General features: G+C 67.2%; 17 protein-coding genes. 11 read left to right on the top strand and 6 right to left on the bottom strand.

The window, feature by feature from the left end; genetic code table 11:
• Positions 1 to 37 precede the first annotated feature (37 nt).
• From AC5RUU_RS01000 to AC5RUU_RS00990, 3 genes are all read left to right on the top strand, one after another.
• On the top strand, positions 38 to 2,659 hold the full coding sequence (locus AC5RUU_RS01000; RefSeq protein WP_493973368.1) for a hypothetical protein: 2,622 nt from the start codon (positions 38 to 40) through the stop codon (positions 2,657 to 2,659).
• Between the two features lie 51 nt (positions 2,660 to 2,710).
• Complete coding sequence (mgrA, locus tag AC5RUU_RS00995; RefSeq protein ID WP_493973367.1) at positions 2,711 to 3,754, top strand: L-glyceraldehyde 3-phosphate reductase; 1,044 nt, start codon at positions 2,711 to 2,713, stop codon at positions 3,752 to 3,754.
• 149 nt (positions 3,755 to 3,903) lie between these two features.
• Positions 3,904 to 4,989: an inositol-3-phosphate synthase gene (locus AC5RUU_RS00990; RefSeq protein WP_493973366.1), complete on the top strand. Its 1,086-nt coding sequence runs from the start codon at positions 3,904 to 3,906 to the stop codon at positions 4,987 to 4,989.
• A 50-nt stretch (positions 4,990 to 5,039) separates the two neighbouring features.
• On the opposite strand, the gene AC5RUU_RS00985 is transcribed toward AC5RUU_RS00990, so the two are convergent.
• Positions 5,040 to 5,723, bottom strand: a complete 684-nt coding sequence (locus AC5RUU_RS00985) for a MerR family transcriptional regulator (RefSeq protein ID WP_493973365.1) — start codon at positions 5,721 to 5,723, stop codon at positions 5,040 to 5,042.
• Positions 5,724 to 5,829: 106 nt separating this feature from the next.
• Between AC5RUU_RS00985 and AC5RUU_RS00980 the strand changes: the two genes are divergently transcribed.
• Complete coding sequence (locus AC5RUU_RS00980; protein WP_493973364.1) at positions 5,830 to 6,384, top strand: DUF2306 domain-containing protein; 555 nt, start codon at positions 5,830 to 5,832, stop codon at positions 6,382 to 6,384.
• On the opposite strand, the gene AC5RUU_RS00975 is transcribed toward AC5RUU_RS00980, so the two are convergent.
• From AC5RUU_RS00975 to AC5RUU_RS00960, 4 genes are all read right to left on the bottom strand, one after another.
• Positions 6,337 to 6,705 (bottom strand): endonuclease domain-containing protein, encoded by a 369-nt coding sequence (locus tag AC5RUU_RS00975; RefSeq protein WP_493973676.1) that lies wholly within the window; start codon positions 6,703 to 6,705, stop codon positions 6,337 to 6,339. The two genes, AC5RUU_RS00980 and AC5RUU_RS00975, sit on opposite strands and share 48 nt — an antisense overlap.
• Before the next feature lie 805 nt (positions 6,706 to 7,510).
• A complete protein-coding gene (locus tag AC5RUU_RS00970; protein WP_493973675.1) occupies positions 7,511 to 9,187 on the bottom strand; it encodes a formate--tetrahydrofolate ligase in 1,677 nt (558 codons plus the stop codon).
• Positions 9,188 to 9,259: 72 nt separating this feature from the next.
• Positions 9,260 to 10,525 (bottom strand): D-inositol-3-phosphate glycosyltransferase, encoded by a 1,266-nt coding sequence (mshA, locus tag AC5RUU_RS00965; protein WP_493973363.1) that lies wholly within the window; start codon positions 10,523 to 10,525, stop codon positions 9,260 to 9,262.
• A 96-nt stretch (positions 10,526 to 10,621) separates the two neighbouring features.
• Complete coding sequence (locus AC5RUU_RS00960) at positions 10,622 to 12,013, bottom strand: family 4 glycosyl hydrolase (RefSeq protein ID WP_493973362.1); 1,392 nt, start codon at positions 12,011 to 12,013, stop codon at positions 10,622 to 10,624.
• Between the two features lie 114 nt (positions 12,014 to 12,127).
• Here AC5RUU_RS00960 and AC5RUU_RS00955 point away from each other — a divergent pair, with 114 nt between their 5' ends.
• The 6 genes from AC5RUU_RS00955 (at position 12,128) to tsaD (ending at position 17,481) form a co-directional block, all read left to right on the top strand.
• Positions 12,128 to 13,219 (top strand): carbohydrate kinase family protein, encoded by a 1,092-nt coding sequence (locus AC5RUU_RS00955; protein ID WP_493973361.1) that lies wholly within the window; start codon positions 12,128 to 12,130, stop codon positions 13,217 to 13,219.
• 138 nt (positions 13,220 to 13,357) lie between these two features.
• Complete coding sequence (gene alr, locus AC5RUU_RS00950; protein WP_493973360.1) at positions 13,358 to 14,593, top strand: alanine racemase; 1,236 nt, start codon at positions 13,358 to 13,360, stop codon at positions 14,591 to 14,593.
• Positions 14,590 to 15,222 (top strand): tRNA (adenosine(37)-N6)-threonylcarbamoyltransferase complex ATPase subunit type 1 TsaE, encoded by a 633-nt coding sequence (gene tsaE, locus AC5RUU_RS00945; protein WP_493973359.1) that lies wholly within the window; start codon positions 14,590 to 14,592, stop codon positions 15,220 to 15,222. The genes alr and tsaE overlap by 4 nt, the downstream gene beginning before the upstream one ends.
• Entirely contained in the window at positions 15,222 to 15,893 is a 672-nt protein-coding gene (gene tsaB / locus AC5RUU_RS00940) for a tRNA (adenosine(37)-N6)-threonylcarbamoyltransferase complex dimerization subunit type 1 TsaB (protein ID WP_493973358.1), read from the top strand. The genes tsaE and tsaB overlap by 1 nt, the downstream gene beginning before the upstream one ends.
• 44 nt (positions 15,894 to 15,937) lie before the next feature.
• A complete protein-coding gene (gene rimI / locus AC5RUU_RS00935) occupies positions 15,938 to 16,396 on the top strand; it encodes a ribosomal protein S18-alanine N-acetyltransferase (protein ID WP_493973674.1) in 459 nt (152 codons plus the stop codon).
• A complete protein-coding gene (gene tsaD, locus AC5RUU_RS00930) occupies positions 16,393 to 17,481 on the top strand; it encodes a tRNA (adenosine(37)-N6)-threonylcarbamoyltransferase complex transferase subunit TsaD (protein WP_493973357.1) in 1,089 nt (362 codons plus the stop codon). Before rimI ends, tsaD begins: the two co-directional genes overlap by 4 nt.
• Before the next feature lie 20 nt (positions 17,482 to 17,501).
• Here the strand turns inward: tsaD and AC5RUU_RS00925 are convergent, their stop codons facing one another.
• Entirely contained in the window at positions 17,502 to 18,653 is a 1,152-nt protein-coding gene (locus tag AC5RUU_RS00925; RefSeq protein ID WP_493973356.1) for a glutamate--cysteine ligase, read from the bottom strand.
• Positions 18,654 to 19,020: 367 nt separating this feature from the next.
• On the opposite strand from AC5RUU_RS00925, the gene AC5RUU_RS00920 reads away from it, so the two are divergent.
• Positions 19,021 to 20,454, top strand: coding sequence for a glycoside hydrolase family 3 N-terminal domain-containing protein (locus AC5RUU_RS00920; RefSeq protein ID WP_493973673.1), 1,434 nt, complete (start codon positions 19,021 to 19,023; stop codon positions 20,452 to 20,454).
• Positions 20,455 to 20,458 lie beyond the last annotated feature (4 nt).

The following is a 20,458-nucleotide window of genomic DNA, read 5'->3' as shown; positions in this document are numbered from 1 at the left end:
GTGGGTGCGGGCGTTGGAGGCCTTGATGGGGGATCCAGTGGATAGCGATACGGAGGTTCATCCGACGCTTGAACTCCGGATCCATGGGGTCCGCAATACTCCTCCGCATGAACTGCTTCGATCTGGCAACGCCACGCTGACTCCTGAGGAAGTCGAGCTCTGTTGGGGCGATGACCTTGCCGGCTTCTACCGGGTGAAGGCAGGAGACGACGCCCAATCGACTAACGGCAGCCTTCGTGTGGTGGAGGCATATTCTTGGGGCCGGTTGGCACGTTTCACCGGAGTTGGCTTCGCCAGCAAGATCGCTGATGCCGCGGTTCGGACTGCCTGGTTCCTGCTGATGCCTTTTGGACTGACCAACACTGCCTACTGGAGCAGGCCCCTGCCCCGCGTGACGTTTCCCGATCCTGGGGAGGCAGGGGAGGTCCCTGTGGTCTATGCAGCCGACGCGCGTCCTGGCGGCGACGGCGCGGGACGCATCAGATTATTTGCCCTGGTCCTCACGCTGTATTTTGTGGTGACGGCCGCCGTGGTTTCGCTGGACCTGATCGCGGTCCAATGTTTTCCGGCCGACGTGCCGGGAGAGGGTGGCTTGCCGGCACGGGAAGAGCAGATCTGCTCGACATTGCCGGCTTTCTTGGACGAACTGGCACTTTGGACCCGAGGCCAGCGCATTGCCTTGTTCACCATGCTGCCCCTCGTCGCCATGGGCGTTCTCGCTGCCGTCGCTTACCTGGCCCGGACCCGGTTCCATCCCAGGCCCAACCTCGGCCCCGGTCCGGCGGCGGCAGCGCCTGTCTCAGACAGCGAACCGCAAGCGGCGATCCCCACCCTTATGATCCCGAATCTGTGGGAAGCCCGGCAGGAGATTCGCTACAACGGATGGCTACACGTGTGGGCCGCATTGGGCGCGGTAGCAGCCATCATAGCCTGGGACGCATTTCTTCCGCGGATCGCGGACGGCTGCCGAAGCTTGGATACGTTCTTTAGCGCCTGCGTTCCACAGTTGATGCCGGAGCGGATGGGTTCGGCCGGGTTCGCGATGTTGTGCGCGTGGCTGGTGGGGGCTGCTGCTGTCGCCACAGCCGGCATAGAGACGGTTCGGAAATCTGCCGATAACCCCGATCTCCCTTCGCACGCTAGTCGCTCGTGGCGGGGGCCGATCGCCGTTGCGGCAATCATTAGCGCAGCCACGGCGGTGCTCACCTCCATATTCGCTGAGGACACGGCTTCAACCGGGGGAGCACCAGGCATGCTGGGCCTTAGCGCTGCTCCCGCAGGGCTCATGGTCGCCATGCTGGTACTGATCGGCCTGATGTGCCTGCTCCCCAGGAAGGATTACGACAAGCGGTCGCTAGGCTGGCGGGGTAAGGGCTCCGCAGTCTTTTCCACCCTGGCTTTGGGGGCCGCGACCATCCTAAGCTGCGCGATAGTGGGGGCGGCAGCAACGTTCTTGCAGGGCAATCTTGAGCGGCGCAGCACCAGCGACGACGGGATGTGGAGGTACGGACCTGTAGTCGATGACGTGTTGGAGTCGCCGCCGGTCTTTGCGCTCTTCAGCGGCTTGCTCCTCGGTGTGATTATCCTGGCAGCTGTCATCTGGGGATTCTGCTCCTGGCGGGCAGTGCATTCCATGGCTTGGAACACGTCCGATGCCGCGGTGGACGACTTGCTCGCCGCTTATGGTGTGGCCCGGCCGTTGCCGCAGGAAAAAGTTGCCGGTCGGAAGTTACTAGCTTCCAGACGCACCGCTTCTCTCGCCCATAGGGCAGAAGCTGTTGCCTCGCTGCTGGCCTTTTTTATCTTCCTGGGACTGCTGGCGGCCTTGGTCTTGGCCGCCTTTAAGGAGTCATGGAAGTCCGGCTGGGAGGCGGTAATGATTGAGGTTGTCGAAGAACTCGGAGTTCTGGGCCTTGTCGCTGCCGGTGCGGCAATCCTTGCCCTGGCCGTCCTGTCAGCCAGGCCCAACTCGCGACCCCTGGCCCTCCTTTGGGATTTGATGTGCTTTATGCCCAAGGCCGCCCACCCGTTCGGCCCTCCTAGCTATGGTGAGCGTGCGGTTCCTGAATTTGCCGCAAGGATTGCCGCTTGGTTGGACGGCGCAGAGGGATCGCCGCCGCCAGGAACAGGAAAAGTGGTGGTCGCGGCACACAGCTTGGGTGCCGTTATCGCGGTCGCCGCGCTCTTTCATTTGAGGGCAACCCGCCCCACCCTCCCATTCAATCGGATCGGACTGCTGACCTACGGAACACAGTTGCGTCCGTACTTTGGCCGGTTCTTTCCTGAGCTTTTCGGGCCAGCAGTGCTCTCCACTGCTCCTGTCGCGCGAACCGGCTTGTTGGAGCCGGGAGGACCACTCATTGAGCGAGAATCACTCAATGGTCCGGCGGGCCCGGCCGTAATGAGCCTTGGAAGTATCCTCGGGCCCGGTCGCAACCGGTGGGTAAACCTGTACCGCAAGACCGACTACTTGGGATTTCCGGTACTGTACACAGGCCCAGGCGGAACTGAAGTTGTGGATACGGATCCTTATGCCCAAGAGATGGATCCCTACACTTACCAGTTCCTGGTTGTGAGCCATAGCGACTACCTCCAGACGCGGCAGTACGAGAAGGCGATTGCCGACGTCGTCAGCGCTTTGCCGGCTCCCCAACCGTAACCTTGGCCGTTTGGGTCTGTTGCCCGCGTCACAGCTGGCAGGATGGAACGTATGACTTATTCTGCAGCGGAGGACCGCTACGATTCCATGCCCTACCGCCGCGTCGGCCGCAGCGGCCTGAAGCTCCCGGCCGTCTCCCTGGGCCTGTGGCACAACTTCGGTGATGACAAGCGCTTCGACGAACAAGGTGCCATCCTACGCCGCGCCTTCGACCTCGGCGTCAACCACTTTGACCTTGCCAACAACTACGGCCCGCCGGACGGCTCCGCGGAGACCAACTTCGGCAGGCACCTGCAGGACGACTTCAAGCCCTACCGGGACCAACTGGTCATCTCCACCAAGGCCGGGTACTACATGTGGCCTGGCCCCTACGGCGAGTGGGGTTCGCGCAAATACCTCATTTCCAGCCTTGACCAGTCCCTGCAGCGGATGGGCCTGGACTACGTGGACATCTTCTACAGCCACCGCCCGGACCCCGAAACCCCCATGGAGGAAACCATGGGGGCATTGGACTACGCCGTCCGCTCTGGAAAGGCCCTCTACGCCGGCATCTCCTCCTACACGCCGGAGCAGACCATCGAGGCTGCCCGCATCCTGAAGGAACTGGGCACGCCGCTGCTGATCCACCAGCCCAGCTACTCCATGCTCAACCGCTGGACCGAGAACGGCACGCCCAACCTGTACGAGGCACTGGACCAGGTGGGTGCCGGGTCCATCGCCTTCTCGCCCCTGGCCCAGGGCATGCTCACCAACCGGTACCTCAACGGCATTCCCGCCGACTCCCGCGCCGCCAAGGCCCGGTTCCTGTCCGAGGACGCCATCACTGACGAGAAATTGGACCGGATCCGCGGGCTGCATGCCATCGCCGAGGGCCGCGGACAGTCGCTGGCCCAGATGGCCATCGCCTGGATCCTCCGCGACCAGCCGAAGGGCTCGCCTGTCACCTCTGCCCTCATCGGTGCGTCCAGCGTCCGGCAGCTGGAGGACTCCCTGGCGGCCATCAACAACCTGGACTTCACGCCCGGGGAGCTTGCGGCTATCGACGAATTCGCCGTCGAATCCGATATCAACCTGTGGAAGCAGCCTGTGTCCTGATTGTTAAAGCGGGGGACGGGGAACAATGCCCCGTCCCGCGCTGTTGGGTACTATGAAAAGGCGCCGCGCGGCGCCGTACCAGCCGGCCGCCGTCGCAATCCTCCCCGACGCACCCCGGCCGGCTGACGTTTTGTCCTCAAAGGAGTTCCGTGTCTTCACATCCGATCCGTGTTGCCATCGTCGGCGTAGGCAACTGCGCCGCCTCGCTGGTCCAGGGCGTCCACTACTACAAGGACGCCGACCCCAACACCACCATCCCGGGCCTGATGCACGTTGAGTTCGGCCAGTACCACGTGGGTGATGTTGAATTCGTCGCCGCGTTCGACGTCGACGGCAAGAAGGTCGGGCACGACCTGGCCGATGCCATCCTGGCCAGCGAAAACAACACCATCAAGATCGCCGACGTGCCGCCCACCGGGGTCACAGTCCAGCGCGGACACACCCTGGACGGCCTGGGCAAGTACTACCTCGAGACGATCGAGGAGTCCACCGAAGAGCCCGTTGACGTGGTCCAGGCACTCAAGGACGCCAAGGTCGACGTCATGGTCTGCTACCTGCCCGTCGGTTCCCAGGACGCCGCCGAGTTCTACGCGCAGGCTGCCATCGACGCCGGCGTTGCATTCGTCAACGCGCTGCCCGTCTTCATCGCCGGCACCAAGGAATGGGCCGACAAGTTCACCGCCGCCGGTGTGCCGATTGTCGGCGACGACATCAAGAGCCAGATCGGTGCCACCATCACGCACCGTGTCATGGCCAAGCTGTTCGAAGACCGCGGCGTCACCTTGGACCGCACGTACCAGCTGAACGTCGGCGGCAACATGGACTTCAAGAACATGCTGGAGCGCGACCGCCTGGAGTCCAAGAAGATTTCCAAGACCCAGGCCGTCACCTCAAACGTCGAGGCCGAGCTGGCCGCCAAGGATGTCCACATCGGACCGTCCGACTACGTCCAGTGGCTCGATGACCGCAAGTGGGCTTTCGTCCGCCTTGAGGGCCGCAACTTTGGCGACGCACCTGTGTCACTCGAGTACAAGCTGGAGGTTTGGGACTCGCCAAACTCCGCCGGCGTGATCATCGACGCCATCCGCGCCGCCAAGATCGGCCTGGACCGCGGCGTCGGCGGCCCGCTGCTCTCCGCGTCCAGCTACTTCATGAAGTCGCCGCCGGAGCAGTTCAACGACGACCTCGCCCGCGAAAAGGTGGAAGCCTTCATCCGCGGCGACCTGGAGCGCTAACCCCTCCCGGACGCTCTCCCACTTTTGGCGGGTTTCCAACGAACGCTCTCTCACGTGTGGCGGGTTTCCAACGAACGCTCCTCCGTTTCTGACGGGGGAGCGTTCGGCGTTGAGGGGCCGGCGCCGCCATCCAAGCGGCGGATTGCATGGCTGGCCTGTGCCAGGGCCAGCAGCTTGAGCATCAGCTGTGAGTGCATGTGCATCCCTACCGCAGCGGTGAGTATGACGCTGTCCGTGTCTTTCTCTGCAGTGGTTGCCGCCAGGTCCAGCCCGGCGATCGCGTCTACGGCGCTGCTGTACTGATCGAGAAGATCGATCGGGAGCTCAATTCCAAGCCCCTCCATCCGCGAGATGTGCCGGTCGAGGGCGGCGCGGGCGTCGCTGTCCACGTCCGGCCACTTCCGTAGTCTTACGACGGCGTCTGCCGCAGACGTGCGGGCGATCTCGCCGCCGTCAGAGCCCAGCCCAAGGACCACGCGCTGGACGTGTGCAAGCAGCGCTAGGTGGGGGACGCCGTCGTCGGCTAACGCCAGGATGCCCCGGATCTGCTCGATCGTCAGCTCGACGATCTGCCGCAGCGCCTGGATCAGCTTCAGCCGCTTCACATGGCTGGCCGAGTACCGGGCCCGCGTTGCGTGGACCGATTCGCCGGGAGGCAGGAGCCCCTCCCGCAGGTAGTACTTTATGCTGGCCGGTGACGTGCCGGTGAGCTCGCTGAGCTCCTTGAGTTGCATGGCGCCCTCCGTCACAAGATAGCTGCCAAAGGCTCGACTATCTTGATGTACACCTATTGGATAGTGGTTCTATCTTAGACGTATGGAACATTGGGATGTCTTGCTTGTGAGCCACGTTGTAGCCGCCCTTTTTGTTTTGGGGATCGGGCCAGTACAAATTCTTCGACGACGGCGGGACCGCATCCACCGCACAATGGGCTACCTCTGGGTGGCTGCCATGTATTACGTGTGCTTCAGCAGTTTCGGGATCGTCACCGAGGGGCACTTCAGCTGGCTGCACGCGCTGTCAGCTTTCACCATCTTCACCGTCACGCTCGGCCTCGTCAGTGCGATCCGGCGCAACATTCCCGCTCACCGCGGCAACATGATCGGCAGCTACGTTGGGATTGTCATCGCATTCGGTTTCGCCATCGGCGTCCCGGGCCGGAGCATTCCGGAGCTCCTCATGTCCGATCCTGGCACAGCCATCTTTGTTGCCGCGCTCGTACTGCTGGGCGTGGGTGCCCTTTACCTGTCCCTGCTCCGGGGCGAAGGGCGATCCGTCGTCCGGCCGTCCCGCGGGGCAGAAAGTCCGACGGCGGGTGCGCGCGGCGGCCTACATGGCGGAACGGCGCTAGAGGGCACTGGCAAACCCGGAGGCGGCAGGAGGATCCATAGGTGAAGTCCTGATGGCCCGTTTTATTTTCTTTATTGCAGTGGAAAACCCGTCCTGCAAGTCCCCTTTGTCGAACATCAGGACAGTCCATCCAGCCGCTTCAAAGGCCTTGTTTCTTCGCCGGTCGCTCAGTCGCTGAGGCTCTTGAAGGTGATGGCCGCCGTCGTATTGGATGGCAACGCGCCGCCGTCGAAAACCCAGGTCCGCGGACGGGGAACGGTCATCTTCCGGCCGGAGGTATATCTGCAGTTCTGGTTCAGGCAGGCCCGCGTCGAGTATGGCCAGGCGGAGTAAGGTCTCCGGTGCCGAGTCCGCGCCCACACGCATCAGGTCCAGCGCTTGCCTGGCACGAACGATCCCTTGGAGATTGGGGTGTCGCCCAACCATAGCCCGCAGATCAGCAACGGAAGCATGGGCGTGTGCCCGGCCTTCAAAGTCGGGACGGGGTATCCGGATAAGTTCATCACCCAAGGCCACCAAGTGGTTGAGGGGCAGTATCCGTGCCATGTCCAGCCACGTCCGGGATCGGGTGCTCAACCATATGCCGTCTACCATCTCCACCTCTCCCGGGGCGACCAATACAGTGTGGGCGCAAATTCCTTTCCGCCGGACGGGGGGCAGGGCTCGTGGCTTACTGAGATGCAACTCGCTGCAGTCAGACAGCCACGGCGGCAGGCAGGAATTGCGGAGGCGTGCAGCCGTGACATGGGATATCCAGGCCCCCGGTGTAGCCTTCGATAGCGCACGTGCAGCCTCCTCCAGCTGAAAGTCCCACGAGGAGGGACGGTACAGGCCGCGGCTGACATGCTCGACGGCGCCGCTCCGCAGACGCTGGCGTGTTACACCCACTGCGGCTGCATCCGCGAGGGTGAACGGAGAATGTGCCAGGTTTGCCGGTAAGGGAGGGCTGCTTCGCATACTGCATTCTTATTCAAACCGCCGACAGACGGCGGAAGTTATCCACAGGCGCCCTGCCAAGGCCGGTCCTGTACTCCAAAAGGGCCCCTGGCCACTGCAATAGGGCTCCGTTGGAAGCCGCCATAAGTGATCGATGGTTGTCCAAAGGGGCGCAGGATGTGAGAGAGCGTGGGGAAAGGGCGCAGGATGTCAGGGAGCGTGGGGGAAGGGGAGGTTAGGTGAGGCCGACGGGGTTGCCGGCCTCGTCCACATCCATGCGCAGGGCCGCGGGGACGGCCGGGAGGCCGGGCATGGTCATCACCGCTCCGGTGAGCGCCACGATGAAGCCCGCGCCGGTCTTGGGCAGCAGGTCGCGGACGTGGATGGTGAAGCCCTTGGGGGCGCCGAGCCGGGAGGCGTCGTCCGTGAAGGAGTACTGGGTCTTGGCCATGCACACCGGAAGCCCCGTCCAGCCGTTCCGCTCGATGTCGGCCAGCCGCTTCAGGGCCGGGACCGAGAAGTCCACGCCGTCCGCCCCGTAGATCTCCTGCACGATGGTCCGGATCTTGTCCTCCACAGAGAGCTCCAGAGGATAGAGGTGCCGGAAGCTGTTGGGACGCGCCACCACCCCGGCGACCAGGGCCGCGAGCTCATCGCCGCCGTCCCCGCCGCCGCCCCGCCCCCAGACATCCGCCACGGCGGCGGGGATGCCCTCCGCCGCGCACCAGGCCAGCAGCCACTCGAGCTCCTCGGCGGAATCCGAGGAGAACCGGTTGATGGCCACCACCGGGGTCACGCCGAACTTCTCCACGTTGCGGACATGCCGTCGCAGGTTCCCCACCCCGGCCTCCAGCGAGGCGAGGTCCGGCCGGGTCAGCTGGTCCTTGGCCACCCCGCCCTGCATCTTCAGCGCCCGCACCGTGGCCACCACCACCACGGCCGCAGGAGCCAAAGCCCCAATCCGGGCCTTGATGTCCATGAACTTCTCCGCGCCAAGGTCCGCGCCGAAGCCGGCCTCGGTCACCACGATGTCCGCCAGCCGGCGGGCCGTCTGGGTGGCAATCAGCGAGTTGCAGCCGTGGGCAATGTTGGCGAACGGGCCGCCGTGCACCAGTGCGGGAGTGCCGGCGATGCTCTGCACCAGGTTGGGCTTGATGGCTTCCTTCAGCAGCAGCGCCAGCGCCCCCTGGACGCCAAGGTCGGCCACCGTCACCGGATTCCTGTCGAACGTGTACCCGAACGTGATCCGGCCCAGGCGCTCGCGGAGGTCGGCGAGGTCCGTGGCGAGGCAGAACACCGCCATGATCTCGGAGGCCACGGTGATGTCGAACCCGTCCTGGCGCGGGACCCCCTGGGCGGGCCCGCCCAGCCCGATGACCACTTCCCGCAGGGCCCGGTCATTCATGTCCAAGACCCGCTTGAAGGTCATCCGGCGCGGATCGATGTTCAGCTGATTGCCCTGGTAGATGTGGTTGTCCACCAGCGCCATCAGCGCGTTGTTCGCCGAGGTGATGGCGTGGAAGTCGCCGGTAAAGTGCAGGTTTATCTCGTCCATCGGCAGCACCTGGGAGTAGCCGCCGCCGGTCGCGCCGCCCTTCATGCCCAGGACGGGACCCAGCGACGGCTCCCGCAGCGCGATCATCACCTTGTGCCCGGCCCGGGCAAGAGAATCGGCAAGGCCCACCGTGGTGGTGGACTTCCCCTCACCCGCGGGCGTGGGGGACATGGCCGAAACCAGCACCACCTTCCCGGCCGGGGGCGGGGCGTCCAGCCGGGCGGGGTCGATCTTCGCCTTGAACCGCCCATACAACTCCACCGCATCGGCGTTGATCCCCGCGGCGGCGGCTATTTCCGGAATCGGCCGGATCCGTGCGGCGCGTGCTATCTCAAGGTCGGAGGGGAAACCAGACATCATCGTCCTTTCCTGTGCGTCACAGGTACCGTACCCGGTAAAACCGGCCTCTAAGCCCCGGCGCGCCAGCCTTCAGGATGCGGGAACCGCCGGCACCAGCCGGTGCCCCACATGGTTGTCGACGGCGGCGTGGTAGCTTTCGAGCGTAATGGCGGCGGTGCGGGACCAGCCGGAGTTCTGCGCCCGGATCGCCGCTGCACGGCCCATGTCCTGCCGGGTGGCGGGGTCGTCGTAGAGGGCCTCCAGCGCATCGGCCCAGTCCGCGGCGTGATGCCCGTCCACAAGCAGCCCGGTGCGGCCGTGGAAGATGGCCCGTGAAAGTCCTCCCACTCGCGTGGCAACGACGGGAGTGCCGCAGGCCTGCGCCTCCAGGGCCACCAGCCCGAAGGATTCGCTGAACGACGGCATCACCACAACGTCGGCCGCCCGGAACCAGGCCGCCAGCTCCGGTGCCTTGACCGGCGGAAGCTGCGTGACGACGTCGTCCATTCCAGCCTCGGCAACCAGCCGCCGCAGGTTGAACTCCTTGTTCCCGCTCAACGAGCCCAGGATGGTGAGCCGCAGGTTGATGTCCGGCCGCCGCCGGCGCAGCAGTGCCGCTGCCTTGACCAGGATCTGCGGCCCCTTCAGCCGCTGGATGCGGCCGGCGAACAGCAGGTGGAACGTGCCGGGATCGATGCCCCGTTCTGCCCGGGACCGGGTCCGGAATGCCGGTGTGAAGGTGCTCAGGTCCACGCCCGGCGGGGCGATGTCGATCCGGTCGTATGTGCCGCCGTAGTGGGACACGAGTTCTGCAGCCTCGGAAGCTGTGTTCGCGATCAGCCGGGCAGAGCCATCCACGATCCGGTGCTCGCCCAGCTCGCGCCGCCGGGGCTCAGGCTGCTCACCGGACTGCAGCAGCAGGTTTTTGACCTTGGCCATCGTGTGCATGGTGTGGACCAGGGGAACGCCCCACAGTTCGGACAGTTCCAGCCCGGCGATACCGGACACCCAGTAGTGGGAATGGATGACGTCGTAGCGTCCGTGCGGCTGCCGGCGGCGGATCTGCTCGATCTCGGCCACCATGCTGTGCAGCAGCCCGGGAAGTTCCTCCTTGGGAATCTTCCTGGGCGGCCCGGCCAGGACGTTGTGCACGCAGACACCGGGATCGGGGTGTTCGACGGCGGGCTGCCCGGCGGAGGTGGCACGGGTGAAGATCTCCACTTCAACGCCTGCTTCGGCCAGTGCCGAGGCCAGTTCGCGGATGTAAACGTTCATTCCGCCGGCGTCACCGGACCCCGGCTGCTCCATGGGGGAGGTGTGGAGGGAGAGTAAAGCGACCCTGCGGATCAATGCCACGGGACCTCCTTCCGGCCACCGGCTCGTACTGTGCGCGCCGGATCATTGGGCGTTCGATAAAACACTACTCCTTCCCTTAACGCCCGCCGTTGTGTGTCAGCTGCCCGTCCCGACCCACATCTTCCGCAGCCCGGGAAAGGCCTGCTCGTACCCGGCCAGAAGGGCCGCAGCCAGGTCGGGCGAACCCACCAGGGGATGCCGGGCGAACGCGGCCAGGGCCGCGTCCCGGCTGCCCTCCGTTGCGGCCAGGACCGTGAGCCGTTCCACCTCCTTGACCCGGCGAAGCAGCCCGAGCTGCTCTTCCGCAGGCTCCGCCTGTGGCAGCGGCAGGGCGCCGCCGGGGGTCACCGTGCAGGGAAGTTCGACGACGGCGTCCGCCGGCAGCCCGGGGATGGCGGCCTGGCCAGCGGGTGCCGCAGCAGTGGCGGGAAGGGAGTTGCGCGTGTTCAGGATCAGCTGCGTGTCCGCGGCCCCTGAGAGGGCGCGCATGGCAGCCAGGGCAACCCGTTCATAACCGCCGCCGGCCAGGTCATCCTCGTCCCGGTGCTCGTCTTCGGCCCGGGCTTCAGCCAGGTAGCCCTCCTCCCTCGAACGGCGCGCCTCTTCCCACAGGCGGTATGCGTCAGGGCCGGCGGCGGCCAGCTGCGGATACAGCTCCTGCTGCTGGTTGTGGATGGTTTCCCCGCGCGTGCTGGCCATTGCCCGCATTGCCTGCCGCGCGTCGTCGAGCCGGTAATAGTAGTACAGGTACTCGTTGGGAAGCGCGCCCAGTCTGGCCAGGAAGGGCTGTGGAAACAGCCGGCCCTCCTCGAAGGACTGAAGCGCTTCGGGGTTTGCGAGCAGGTCCGGCAGGACGTCCCGGCCGCCGGACTCCAGCCCGTACAGCCAGCCCAGGTGGTTCAGCCCGTAGTAGCCCACGCCGTCGAGCCGTCCGTCCGGCAACACCACGCCTGCAGCCCGTGCCGCCCGCTGCACCAGGGCGCCCGCCGAATCACAGATCCCGACGACCCTGGCACCCAGCACCGGAACCAGCGCCTCGGTGACCATGCCGGCCGGGTTGGTGAAGTTGATCAGCCAGGCCTCGGGGCAGTGTTCCTTCATTAACCGGGCCAGCCCGAGCATGTGCGGGATGGTCCGCAGGGCGTAGGAAATTCCGCCGGCGCCGGTGGTTTCCTGACCCAGCAGCCCGAGGTCCTGCGCAACCTTCTCATCCGCAACGCGCCCCGCCGTGCCGCCCGGCCGGATCGCCGCGAACACCATCTGGGTCCCTGACAGCGCTTCCGGAAGGCTGGTGGTGGCGCGGACCGGAAGGCCTGCTCCCGGGCCGGGGGGCATGCTGCGGAGGACGGCGGTGACGGCGTCCAGGCGGGAGGCATCGACGTCGTACAGCACCAGGTCGCTGACCAGCCCGGCAAAGCGGCCGGACGTGAGTGCCCGGTAGATCAGCGGCACCCGGAAACCCCCGCCGCCGGCAATGAGAAGCCGCATAACCAGCAGTCTAGGCCCGGCGCCCGCCTGCCCGTACCGCAATGCGCGGCCTGCCCTACCGCAATGCGCGGCCTCCCCTACCGGATGTCGGCGGCAGGGCGTATCGTGCCGGACATGGACGCCATCCCAGCCCGCCCTTTCGATCCACTGGCGGCCGTCCGCTCGCCCGAGGAGCCGGGCTTCGATGTCCTCCTGGCCGGGACCGTTTTCCAGGACATCATCTTCACCGGGCTGCCGCACGGCCCGGAACCAGGTACCGAAATCTGGAGCGACGGCATGGGCAGCTGCCCCGGCGGCGTGGCCAACCAGGCCATCGCCGCGGCCCGGCTGGGGCTCCGCACGGGACTCGCCGCCGCGTTCGGGGACGACGGCTACGGTGACTTCAACTGGAAGATCCTGTCCAGCCAGGAACACGTGGACCTCAGCTTGTCCAGGCGCGTCCCTGGCTGGCATTCGCCCGTGACCGTCTCCCTGTGCGTGGAAAAGGACCGGTCCATGGTGACGCACGGCCACGCACCCCCCGTGACGTCCTCGGAACTGATCGGCAACCCACCACCCGCGCTCGCGGGGATTGCGGAGGTGGGCGTGGAGGTGGAGCCGTGGGCGAAGGCGGCGCACCAGGCGGGGGTCAAGCTGTTCGGCGACGTCGGCTGGGATCCCACCGGGGAGTGGGCACCGGTGCGGCTGCAGAACCTGCAGTACTTCCACGCGTTCCTGCCCAACCAGCGCGAGGCCATGGCCTTCACCGGAAAGGACGATCCCTGGACCGCCCTGTACGCCCTGGCTGACCGGGTTCCGGTGGCTGTGGTGACGCTCGGCCCGCAAGGGGCCATGGCGGTGGATTCCGAAACGGGGGAAGAGGAGTGGGTGCCCTCCTTGCCCGTGAAAGCGTTCGATCCCACCGGCGCCGGTGACTGTTTCGACGCAGCGTTCATCGTGGGCAGCCTGGCCGGGTGGCCGCTGGGAAACAGGCTGCGGTTCGCCAACCTGTGCGCCTCGCTGGCGGTGCAGGAAGTAGGCGGATCACTCGCCGCCCCCGGCTGGGGAGACATCGCCGACTGGTGGAAGCGCGCAAACGCCCGGCCGGAGCGGCAGATGAGCCAGTGGCTGCGCCGCTTCGGTTTCCTCGCGGAGATCGTCCAGGACGTTCCGCTCGCCGCCCAGCGCAGGGCCGCGGCCACCATCGCCCACTTTTCGGACGCTTAACGCCCGACGGCGGCGCCCCCGGGATCTGCCTGGGCCCGACGGCATGTGCCGGCAGGACTTCCGTCCGTCCCGGTTCCGGAATCCGGTGCGCGCCGCCGCGATTATTCGGCCGGAACCGCCCGCACTAGAATCACTAAGGTGACTTACCCCGCAACAACCGGTGAATCCAGCGGTGCCCCCGGACCGGACCCGCGCCACGAGCGGTCAGCCGTGATCGACCTGGAGGCCATCCGGCACAACGTCCGCCGGCTCGCTGCCGCTGCCTCGCCGGCGAAGGTCATGGCCGTCGTCAAGGCCGACGCCTACGGCCATGGTGCCGTTCCCGTGGCACGCGCGGCCATCGAAGCCGGTGCCTCCTGGCTGGGGGTGGCCCATATTTCCGAGGCCCTCGCGCTGCGGGCCGCAGGCATCGATGCCCCGCTGCTCGCGTGGCTGCACACGGTGGACAGCAACTTCGGCGCGGCGGTGGCTGCCGGCGTCGACATCGGGTGCTCCGGCTGGGAACTTGACCGCATTGTGGCAGCGGCACGGGAGCAGGAACGCCCGGCCCGGGTCCACCTGAAAGTCGATACTGGCCTGGGGCGCAACGGGGCCACGCTCGATACCTGGGACCATGTGGTGGGCGAAGCCATGGAGTACCAGGACCAGGGGCTGTTGCGCGTGGTGGGCATCTTCTCCCACCTTGCCGTGGCCGACGAACCGGAGCGGCCCGAAACGGACCAGCAGCTGGCGGCGTTCCGGGAAGCACTGGCTGTTGCCGAGGACGCCGGCGTCGACCCCGAAGTGCGCCACCTGGCCAACACGCCCGCCACACTGTCCCGGCCGGACACCCACTTCGACCTGGTCCGCGCAGGCCTGGGCATTTACGGACTCTCACCCTTCGACGGCCAGACCGCCGCGGAACTCGGGCTCCGGCCGGCCATGACGCTCCGGACCCTGGTGTCGCAGTGCAAGGAGGTGCCGGACGGGCAGGGCGTTTCGTACGGCCTCCGCTACCACACCAGCGGCCGCAGCACCCTTGCCCTGATCCCCGTGGGCTATGCCGACGGCGTGCCCCGCATCGCCACCGGCGGTCCCGTCCGCGTGGCCGGCAGGACCTACCCGGTGGTGGGCAGGATCGCCATGGACCAGATGGTGATCGACCTTGGCGACGCCGGTCCGGCCGGTGCCGCGCTGCTGGGTGCCGAAGCAGAACTTTTCGGCAGCGGTGACGACGGCGGCCCCACCGCAGATGACTGGGCCCGCGCCGCCGGAACCATCAACTACGAGATCGTCACCCGGATCAGCCCGCGGGTCCCGCGCCGCTTCATCAACGAACAGGACCCCTCCGCCGTGCAGCACGCCGCTGCCCTGCACCGGGAGGGAGCCGCGTGACCGCCGTCGACCAGCGCGCCGTGCCCAATTGGGAACAAACCTTCACCGCGACGACGGCGGACCAGACCGCCGCGCTTGGTGCACGGCTTGCCGGGGTGCTGGAGGCTGGGGACCTGCTGGTCCTTTCCGGCGAACTGGGTGCCGGTAAAACCACTTTCACCCAGGGCCTGGGGGAGGGGCTGGGTGTCCGCGCCGGCATCATCTCGCCCACGTTCGTCCTGGTGCGCATCCATCCCAACCTGCCCGACGGTCCCCGGCCCGGCGGCCCGGACCTGGTCCACGTGGATGCCTACCGCCTCGGCTCAGCCGCGGAAATTGACGACATCGACCTGGAAAATACCTTGGACACCTCCGTGACGGTAGTCGAATGGGGACACGACCGGGTGGAGCACCTGAGTGAAAGCCGCCTCGAAGTCGACCTCCACCGCGCCATTGGCCTGGGTGCCGTTGGGGTGGGTGCCGGCCCCGCCTCCGGTCCGTCCTCCACGGGGGGCCAGACGGAGAGCCTGTCGGAGAGCCTCGACTTCGACACTGAGGACACGGACGAGCCCCGCACCATCGTCATGCGGGGATACGGCCCGCGCTGGCCGGCTGCCCCCGGACTGGGCACCGCCGAAGGGAGCAACTGATGCTGATCCTCGCGATCGATACCTCCGCCGTGGCCAGCGCCGCGCTCGTATCCGATGACGCACTTGAAGGCGTGGTGGCCAGCTTCTCCACCGAGGACACCCGCAGCCACGCCGAAGTGCTGGCACCCGGAATCGAGGAAATGCTAGCCGGCGCCGGCGTCACGGGGCAGGACATCAACGCCCTGGTGGTTGGTGTGGGACCGGGGCCCTTCACAGGCCTGAGGTCAGGAATTGCGACGGCACGTACCCTCGGTTTTGTCTGGGGAAAGCCGCTGTACGGACTCATGAGCCTGGACGCCGTGGCCCTTGAAGTGGCGGAATCCACCGCAGCCGCAGCCGAATTCCTGGTGGTGACCGACGCCCGGCGCAAGGAGGTGTACTGGGCCCGCTACAGCCTGGCCGACGGGCAGCTGCCACGCCTTGAGGACGGGCCGCACGTGGGCTTCGCCGCGGACCTGCCGGACCTGCCCGCCTTCGGGGCCGGAGCCGGGCTCTATGCAGACGCGCTGCAGGCGAACCCCGACTTCGCCCGGGAACAGCCTGACGCACTGTACCTGGGCCAGTTCGCGCTGGCCCGGCTGGCCGCCGGCAACGGCCTCCTGGACTCCACACCGCTGTACCTCCGGGACTCCGATGCCCAGGTCCCCGGACCCAGGAAGAGGGCACTGTGAGCACCGCTTCCGATCCCCGCCCGGCCGGCATCACCGTGCGCGACATGACCCTCAACGACGTGCCGGCCGTCAATGCCTTGGAACAGCAGCTCTTTCCCGTGGACGCGTGGCCGCTGCAGATGTTCCTCGACGAACTGGCCCAGCCGGACACGCGGCGCTATTTCGTGGCGGAAAGCGCCGAGGGCATCGTGGGCTACGCCGGGGTCATGTGCATCGAACCCATCGCGGACGTCCAGACGATCGCCGTCGTTCCCGGCTATGAGGGCCGGGGCATCGGCAGCACGCTGTTGACCGGGCTCATAGACGAGGCCCGCCGCCGGAACGCCGCGGACGTACTCCTCGAAGTGCGCGCCGACAACCCGCGTGCGCAGCGGCTGTACCTGCGCTTCGGGTTCGAGCAGATCCACGTCCGCCCGCGGTACTACCGGGATGGCGTCGACGCCCTGATCATGCGGCTCCAGCTCATCGGTGACGGGGAAACACAAGAAGGAAACAAGCAATGAACCGCACCCAGCCACTGGTCCTGGGCATCGAATCCTCCTGCGACGAGACGGGCGTCGGCGTCGTCCGGGGCACCACCCTCCTGACCAACACCGTCTCCTCGTCGATGGACGAGCATGTCCGCTTCGGCGGCGTCATCCCCGAGATTGCCTCCAGGGCGCACCTTGACGCCTTCGTCCCCACGCTGGAGCAGGCGCTTTCCGAAGCCGGGGTCACCTTGGACGAGGTGGACGCGATCGCCGTCACCTCCGGGCCGGGGCTCGCCGGCGCGCTGATGGTGGGGGTCTGCGCCGCGAAGGCCCTGGCGGTGGCCACCGGCAAACCGCTCTATGCCATCAACCACCTGGTGGCGCACGTGGGCGTGGGACTCCTGGACGGCAAGGATGGCAGGGCCCCGCAGCTGCCGGAAAACCTCGGCGCCCTGCTAGTGTCCGGCGGCCACACAGAGATCCTGAAAATCAACAGCATCACCGACGATGTGGTGCTGCTGGGCTCCACCATCGATGATGCCGCGGGGGAGGCCTACGACAAGGTGGCCCGCATCCTGGGGCTCGGGTACCCGGGTGGCCCCGTCATCGACAAGGTGGCCCGCACCGGCAATCCCAAGGCGATCCGCTTCCCGCGCGGCCTCAGCCAGCCCAAGTACATGGGCACCGCGGAAGAGCCGGGCCCGCACCGCTACGACTGGTCCTTCAGCGGCCTGAAAACGGCCGTCGCCCGTTGCGTTGAGCAGTTCGAGGCCCGCGGCCAGGAGGTCCCGGTGGCGGATATCGCCGCCGCCTTCCAGGAAGCCGTGGTGGACATCATCTCGTCCAAGGCCGTGCTGGCTTGCCGGGAACACGGCATCAAGGATGTTCTGCTCGGCGGCGGAGTGGCGGCCAATTCAAGGCTCCGGGAGCTCACGGGCCAGCGGTGCGCCTCGGCCGGGATCCGGCTGCACGTGCCGCCGCTGGATTTGTGCACGGACAACGGCGCCATGGTGGCGGCGCTCGGTGCGCAGCTGGTGATGGCCGGTGTGGCACCGAGCGGAATCAGCTTCGCCCCGGACTCGTCCCTGCCGGTGACGTCGGTGTCCCTCCCCGCCTAGGAACCCTTCGAGGGGGAGAATCAGGCGGTGGGGCCGTTCCGCATCTGCTTGACCAGGTCCAGCACCACGGCCTGCAAGTCGCCGCCGTGTTCGGCGGCCACCTTGCGCTGGCGCTGGTAGCCCGCCCCGCGGCGGATGATCTTTTCGACGTCGGCCAGCTCGTCCGGGCAGCGCAGCTTCGCGGCCACCGGTTCCAGCCGGTTCAGGGTCTCCAGCAGGTGGTCGGTCACCAGCTGTTCCTTGCCCGCAGCGTCCAGGATGATGATGGCGTCCATGCCGTACCGGGCGGCGCGCCACTTGTTCTCCTGGACGTGCCACGGCGGCATGGTGGGGATGCTGCCGCCGTTGTCCAGGATGGTGGAGAACTCGTCCACCAGGCACTGTGTGAGCGCGGCGATTGCACCCACTTCCTCCAAGGTGGCCAGGCCGTCGCAGATGCGCATTTCGATGGTGCCCAGGTTTGGTACCGGCCGGATGTCCCAGCGGATCTCGGAGAGGGTATCGATCACGCCCGTGGTGAACATGTCCTGGACGTAGGACTCGTATTCCTCCCAGGAGGAGAACTGGAAGGGCAGCCCGGCGGTGGGCAGCTGCTGGAACATCAGGGCACGCTGGGACGCGTAGCCGGTGTCCTCGCCGCCCCAGAACGGGCTGGAGGCGGACAGGGCCTGGAAGTGCGGGAAGTAGTTGACCAGTCCGTCCAGGACGGGAAGGGCTTTTTCACGCCGGTCCAGTCCCACGTGCACGTGCACACCGTAAATCACCATCTGCCGGCCCCACCACTGTGTGCGGTCGATCAGCTTGGCGTAGCGGGCCTTGTCCGTCACCGGCTGCAGCTGCGGCGGGCTGAACGGGTGGCTGCCGGCGCAGAACAGCTCCACGCCCATGGGGTCGGTGATTTCCCGGACGGCGGCAAGGGACCGGCTCAGGTCCTCCTTCGCCTCGGCGGCCGTCTCGCAGATTCCCGTGACCAGTTCCACAGTGTTCAGCAGCAGTTCCTGCTTGATGTGGGGGTGCTCGTCGTCCTCGTTCAGCTCGGGATGGCGGGCGGTGACGCCGCGCAGCACCTGATTGGCTACGGAGGCAAGCTCACCGGTGTTGCCGTCCACCAGCGCGAGCTCCCATTCAACACCGAGGGTTGATTGCCTCGATGAAGCGAAGTCAATCTTCACGCGTTTCCTTACTGTCCGGTTGCCGCTGGCTGACGCCGCTCACGGGCTGCTGCCGGCAGGCGAACGGGTGGTTCAAGTCTAGTGCAGGGGTAGCATCGTATTGATGGCCCCGTTCCAGCACCTGCGTGACAGTCCACACAAAACCATCCCCCTCCTGGCCGCCCTGTCTGCCGTGGCACTGGCGTCCTGCACCCCCGCGCCCGGCCCCGCGCCGTCGTCGCCGTCGTCCCCCGCGTCACCGGCAGAAACACGGAGTACGACGGCGGCGCCCGCCACACCATCCCCCTCACCCGATCCGGGTTCCCGGCCGCTGGGCTGGGGCCCGGGACAGCGGGACCAGGACGCCGCCGCCGCGGCCGTTGCCCTCATGACCACCGAGGAAAAAGCCGGCCAGGTGCTGATGCCGTTCTTCCAGGGGAAGAATGTGGAGGCGCATGCCGCCACCATCGAGCGGCTGCACCTGGCGGGGTCCATCATCATGGGCGACAACGTTCCCCGTGATCCGCAGGGGCGGGTGGACCTTGCCGGCATGGGCGCCATCAACCAGCGGCTGGCGCAGGCCACCGTTGCGGACGGGGACCCTTGGCCCGGACTGGTCGGGGTTGACCAGGAGGGCGGCATGGTGGCCCGCCTGGGTCCGCCGTTGACGGAGTGGCCCGCACCCATGAGCTACGGTGCCGCGGGCAGCGGAGCGTTGAGCCGGGAAGCCGGGCAGGGCCTGGCCGGCGAACTGGTGCCGCTGGGCTTCAACGTCGATTTCGCCCCGGACACGGACGTCACCATGGGGCCGGCGGACCCCACCATCGGTGCCCGGTCCATGTCCGCTGACCCTGCCGTCGCTGCCGTGCACGGAGTGGCGTTTTCGCAGGGCATGCTCGCGGCCGGCGTCCTCCCCACGGTGAAGCACTTCCCGGGACACGGTTCCGTCACCGCGGATTCCCACCAGAGCCTGCCCACCCAGCCCGCCGGCCTGGAGGAACTCCGTGGCAGGGACTGGAAGCCCTTCCAGGCGGCCATCGCCGCCGGCACCCCGATGGTGATGACCGGGCACATAGCCGTGCCCGCGCTGGAACCCGGCGTCCCGGCGTCGCTCTCTGCTCCTACGTATGCCGCCCTGCGCGGACTTGGATTCAAGGGCGTGGCGGTGACGGACGCGCTGAACATGGGAGCGGTGACCAAGCAGTACCCGGGCGGCACGGCTGCGGTGATGGCACTGGCGGCCGGCGCCGACCTGCTGCTGATGCCCGCCGACGTTGCCCAGGCCCATGCTGCCATCGTCGCTGCCGCGAAGTCGGGCAGCCTCCCCGCCGAGCGGCTGGACGAGGCTGCCCGGCGGGTGGCCACCATGATGATCTGGCAGGGCCGCAGGGGTCCTGCGGTAGGGATACCGGCCGGCAGCGCGGCACCGGTCTCCGCCCGCGTCTCGGCCTCGGCCGTCACCATGGTGTCCGGTCCGTGCAGCGGACCCCTGGTTCCGGGGGCCGTCAGGGTGGCCGGCGGCGGGCCTGGGGACCGGGAACGGTTCGAGGCCGCCGCCGTACGGGCAGGGCTGGCCGTCGGATCCGGGCCGCTGGTGAACCTCATCGGGATGGGCGGGCGCCCCGGCGGAGGGGACATCGAGGTGGCCCTGGATGCCCCCTGGGTTCTGCATGCCTCCCGCGCGCCCGTCCGGTTGGCGCTCTACGGCCGCAGCGACCCCGCGTTCGACGCGCTGGCCGCGGTGCTGGCAGGGAAGGCGCCGGCGCCCGGGAAGCTGCCTGCCGCCGTCGGGAACGTCCCGGCCGGAACCGGCTGCCCCTAACCCG

Source organism: Arthrobacter sp. K4-10C (assembly GCF_059090085.1).
This window is presented reverse-complemented; position numbering and strand designations above follow the sequence as displayed.

Bases quoted from the DNA above. Each gene is read 5' to 3' on its own strand.
- mgrA (WP_493973367.1), top strand. From the start codon at position 2,711: ATGACTTATTCTGCAGCGGAGGACCGCTACGATTCCATGCCCTACCGC.
- AC5RUU_RS00985 (WP_493973365.1), bottom strand. From the start codon at position 5,723: ATGCAACTCAAGGAGCTCAGCGAGCTCACCGGCACGTCACCGGCCAGC.
- AC5RUU_RS00975 (WP_493973676.1), bottom strand. From the start codon at position 6,705: ATGCGTGTGGGCGCGGACTCGGCACCGGAGACCTTACTCCGCCTGGCC.
- AC5RUU_RS00970 (WP_493973675.1), bottom strand. From the start codon at position 9,187: ATGTCTGGTTTCCCCTCCGACCTTGAGATAGCACGCGCCGCACGGATC.
- AC5RUU_RS00960 (WP_493973362.1), bottom strand. From the start codon at position 12,013: ATGCGGCTTCTCATTGCCGGCGGCGGGGGTTTCCGGGTGCCGCTGATC.
- AC5RUU_RS00955 (WP_493973361.1), top strand. From the start codon at position 12,128: ATGGACGCCATCCCAGCCCGCCCTTTCGATCCACTGGCGGCCGTCCGC.
- tsaB (WP_493973358.1), top strand. From the start codon at position 15,222: ATGCTGATCCTCGCGATCGATACCTCCGCCGTGGCCAGCGCCGCGCTC.
- rimI (WP_493973674.1), top strand. From the start codon at position 15,938: ATGACCCTCAACGACGTGCCGGCCGTCAATGCCTTGGAACAGCAGCTC.
- tsaD (WP_493973357.1), top strand. From the start codon at position 16,393: ATGAACCGCACCCAGCCACTGGTCCTGGGCATCGAATCCTCCTGCGAC.
- AC5RUU_RS00920 (WP_493973673.1), top strand. From the start codon at position 19,021: ATGACCACCGAGGAAAAAGCCGGCCAGGTGCTGATGCCGTTCTTCCAG.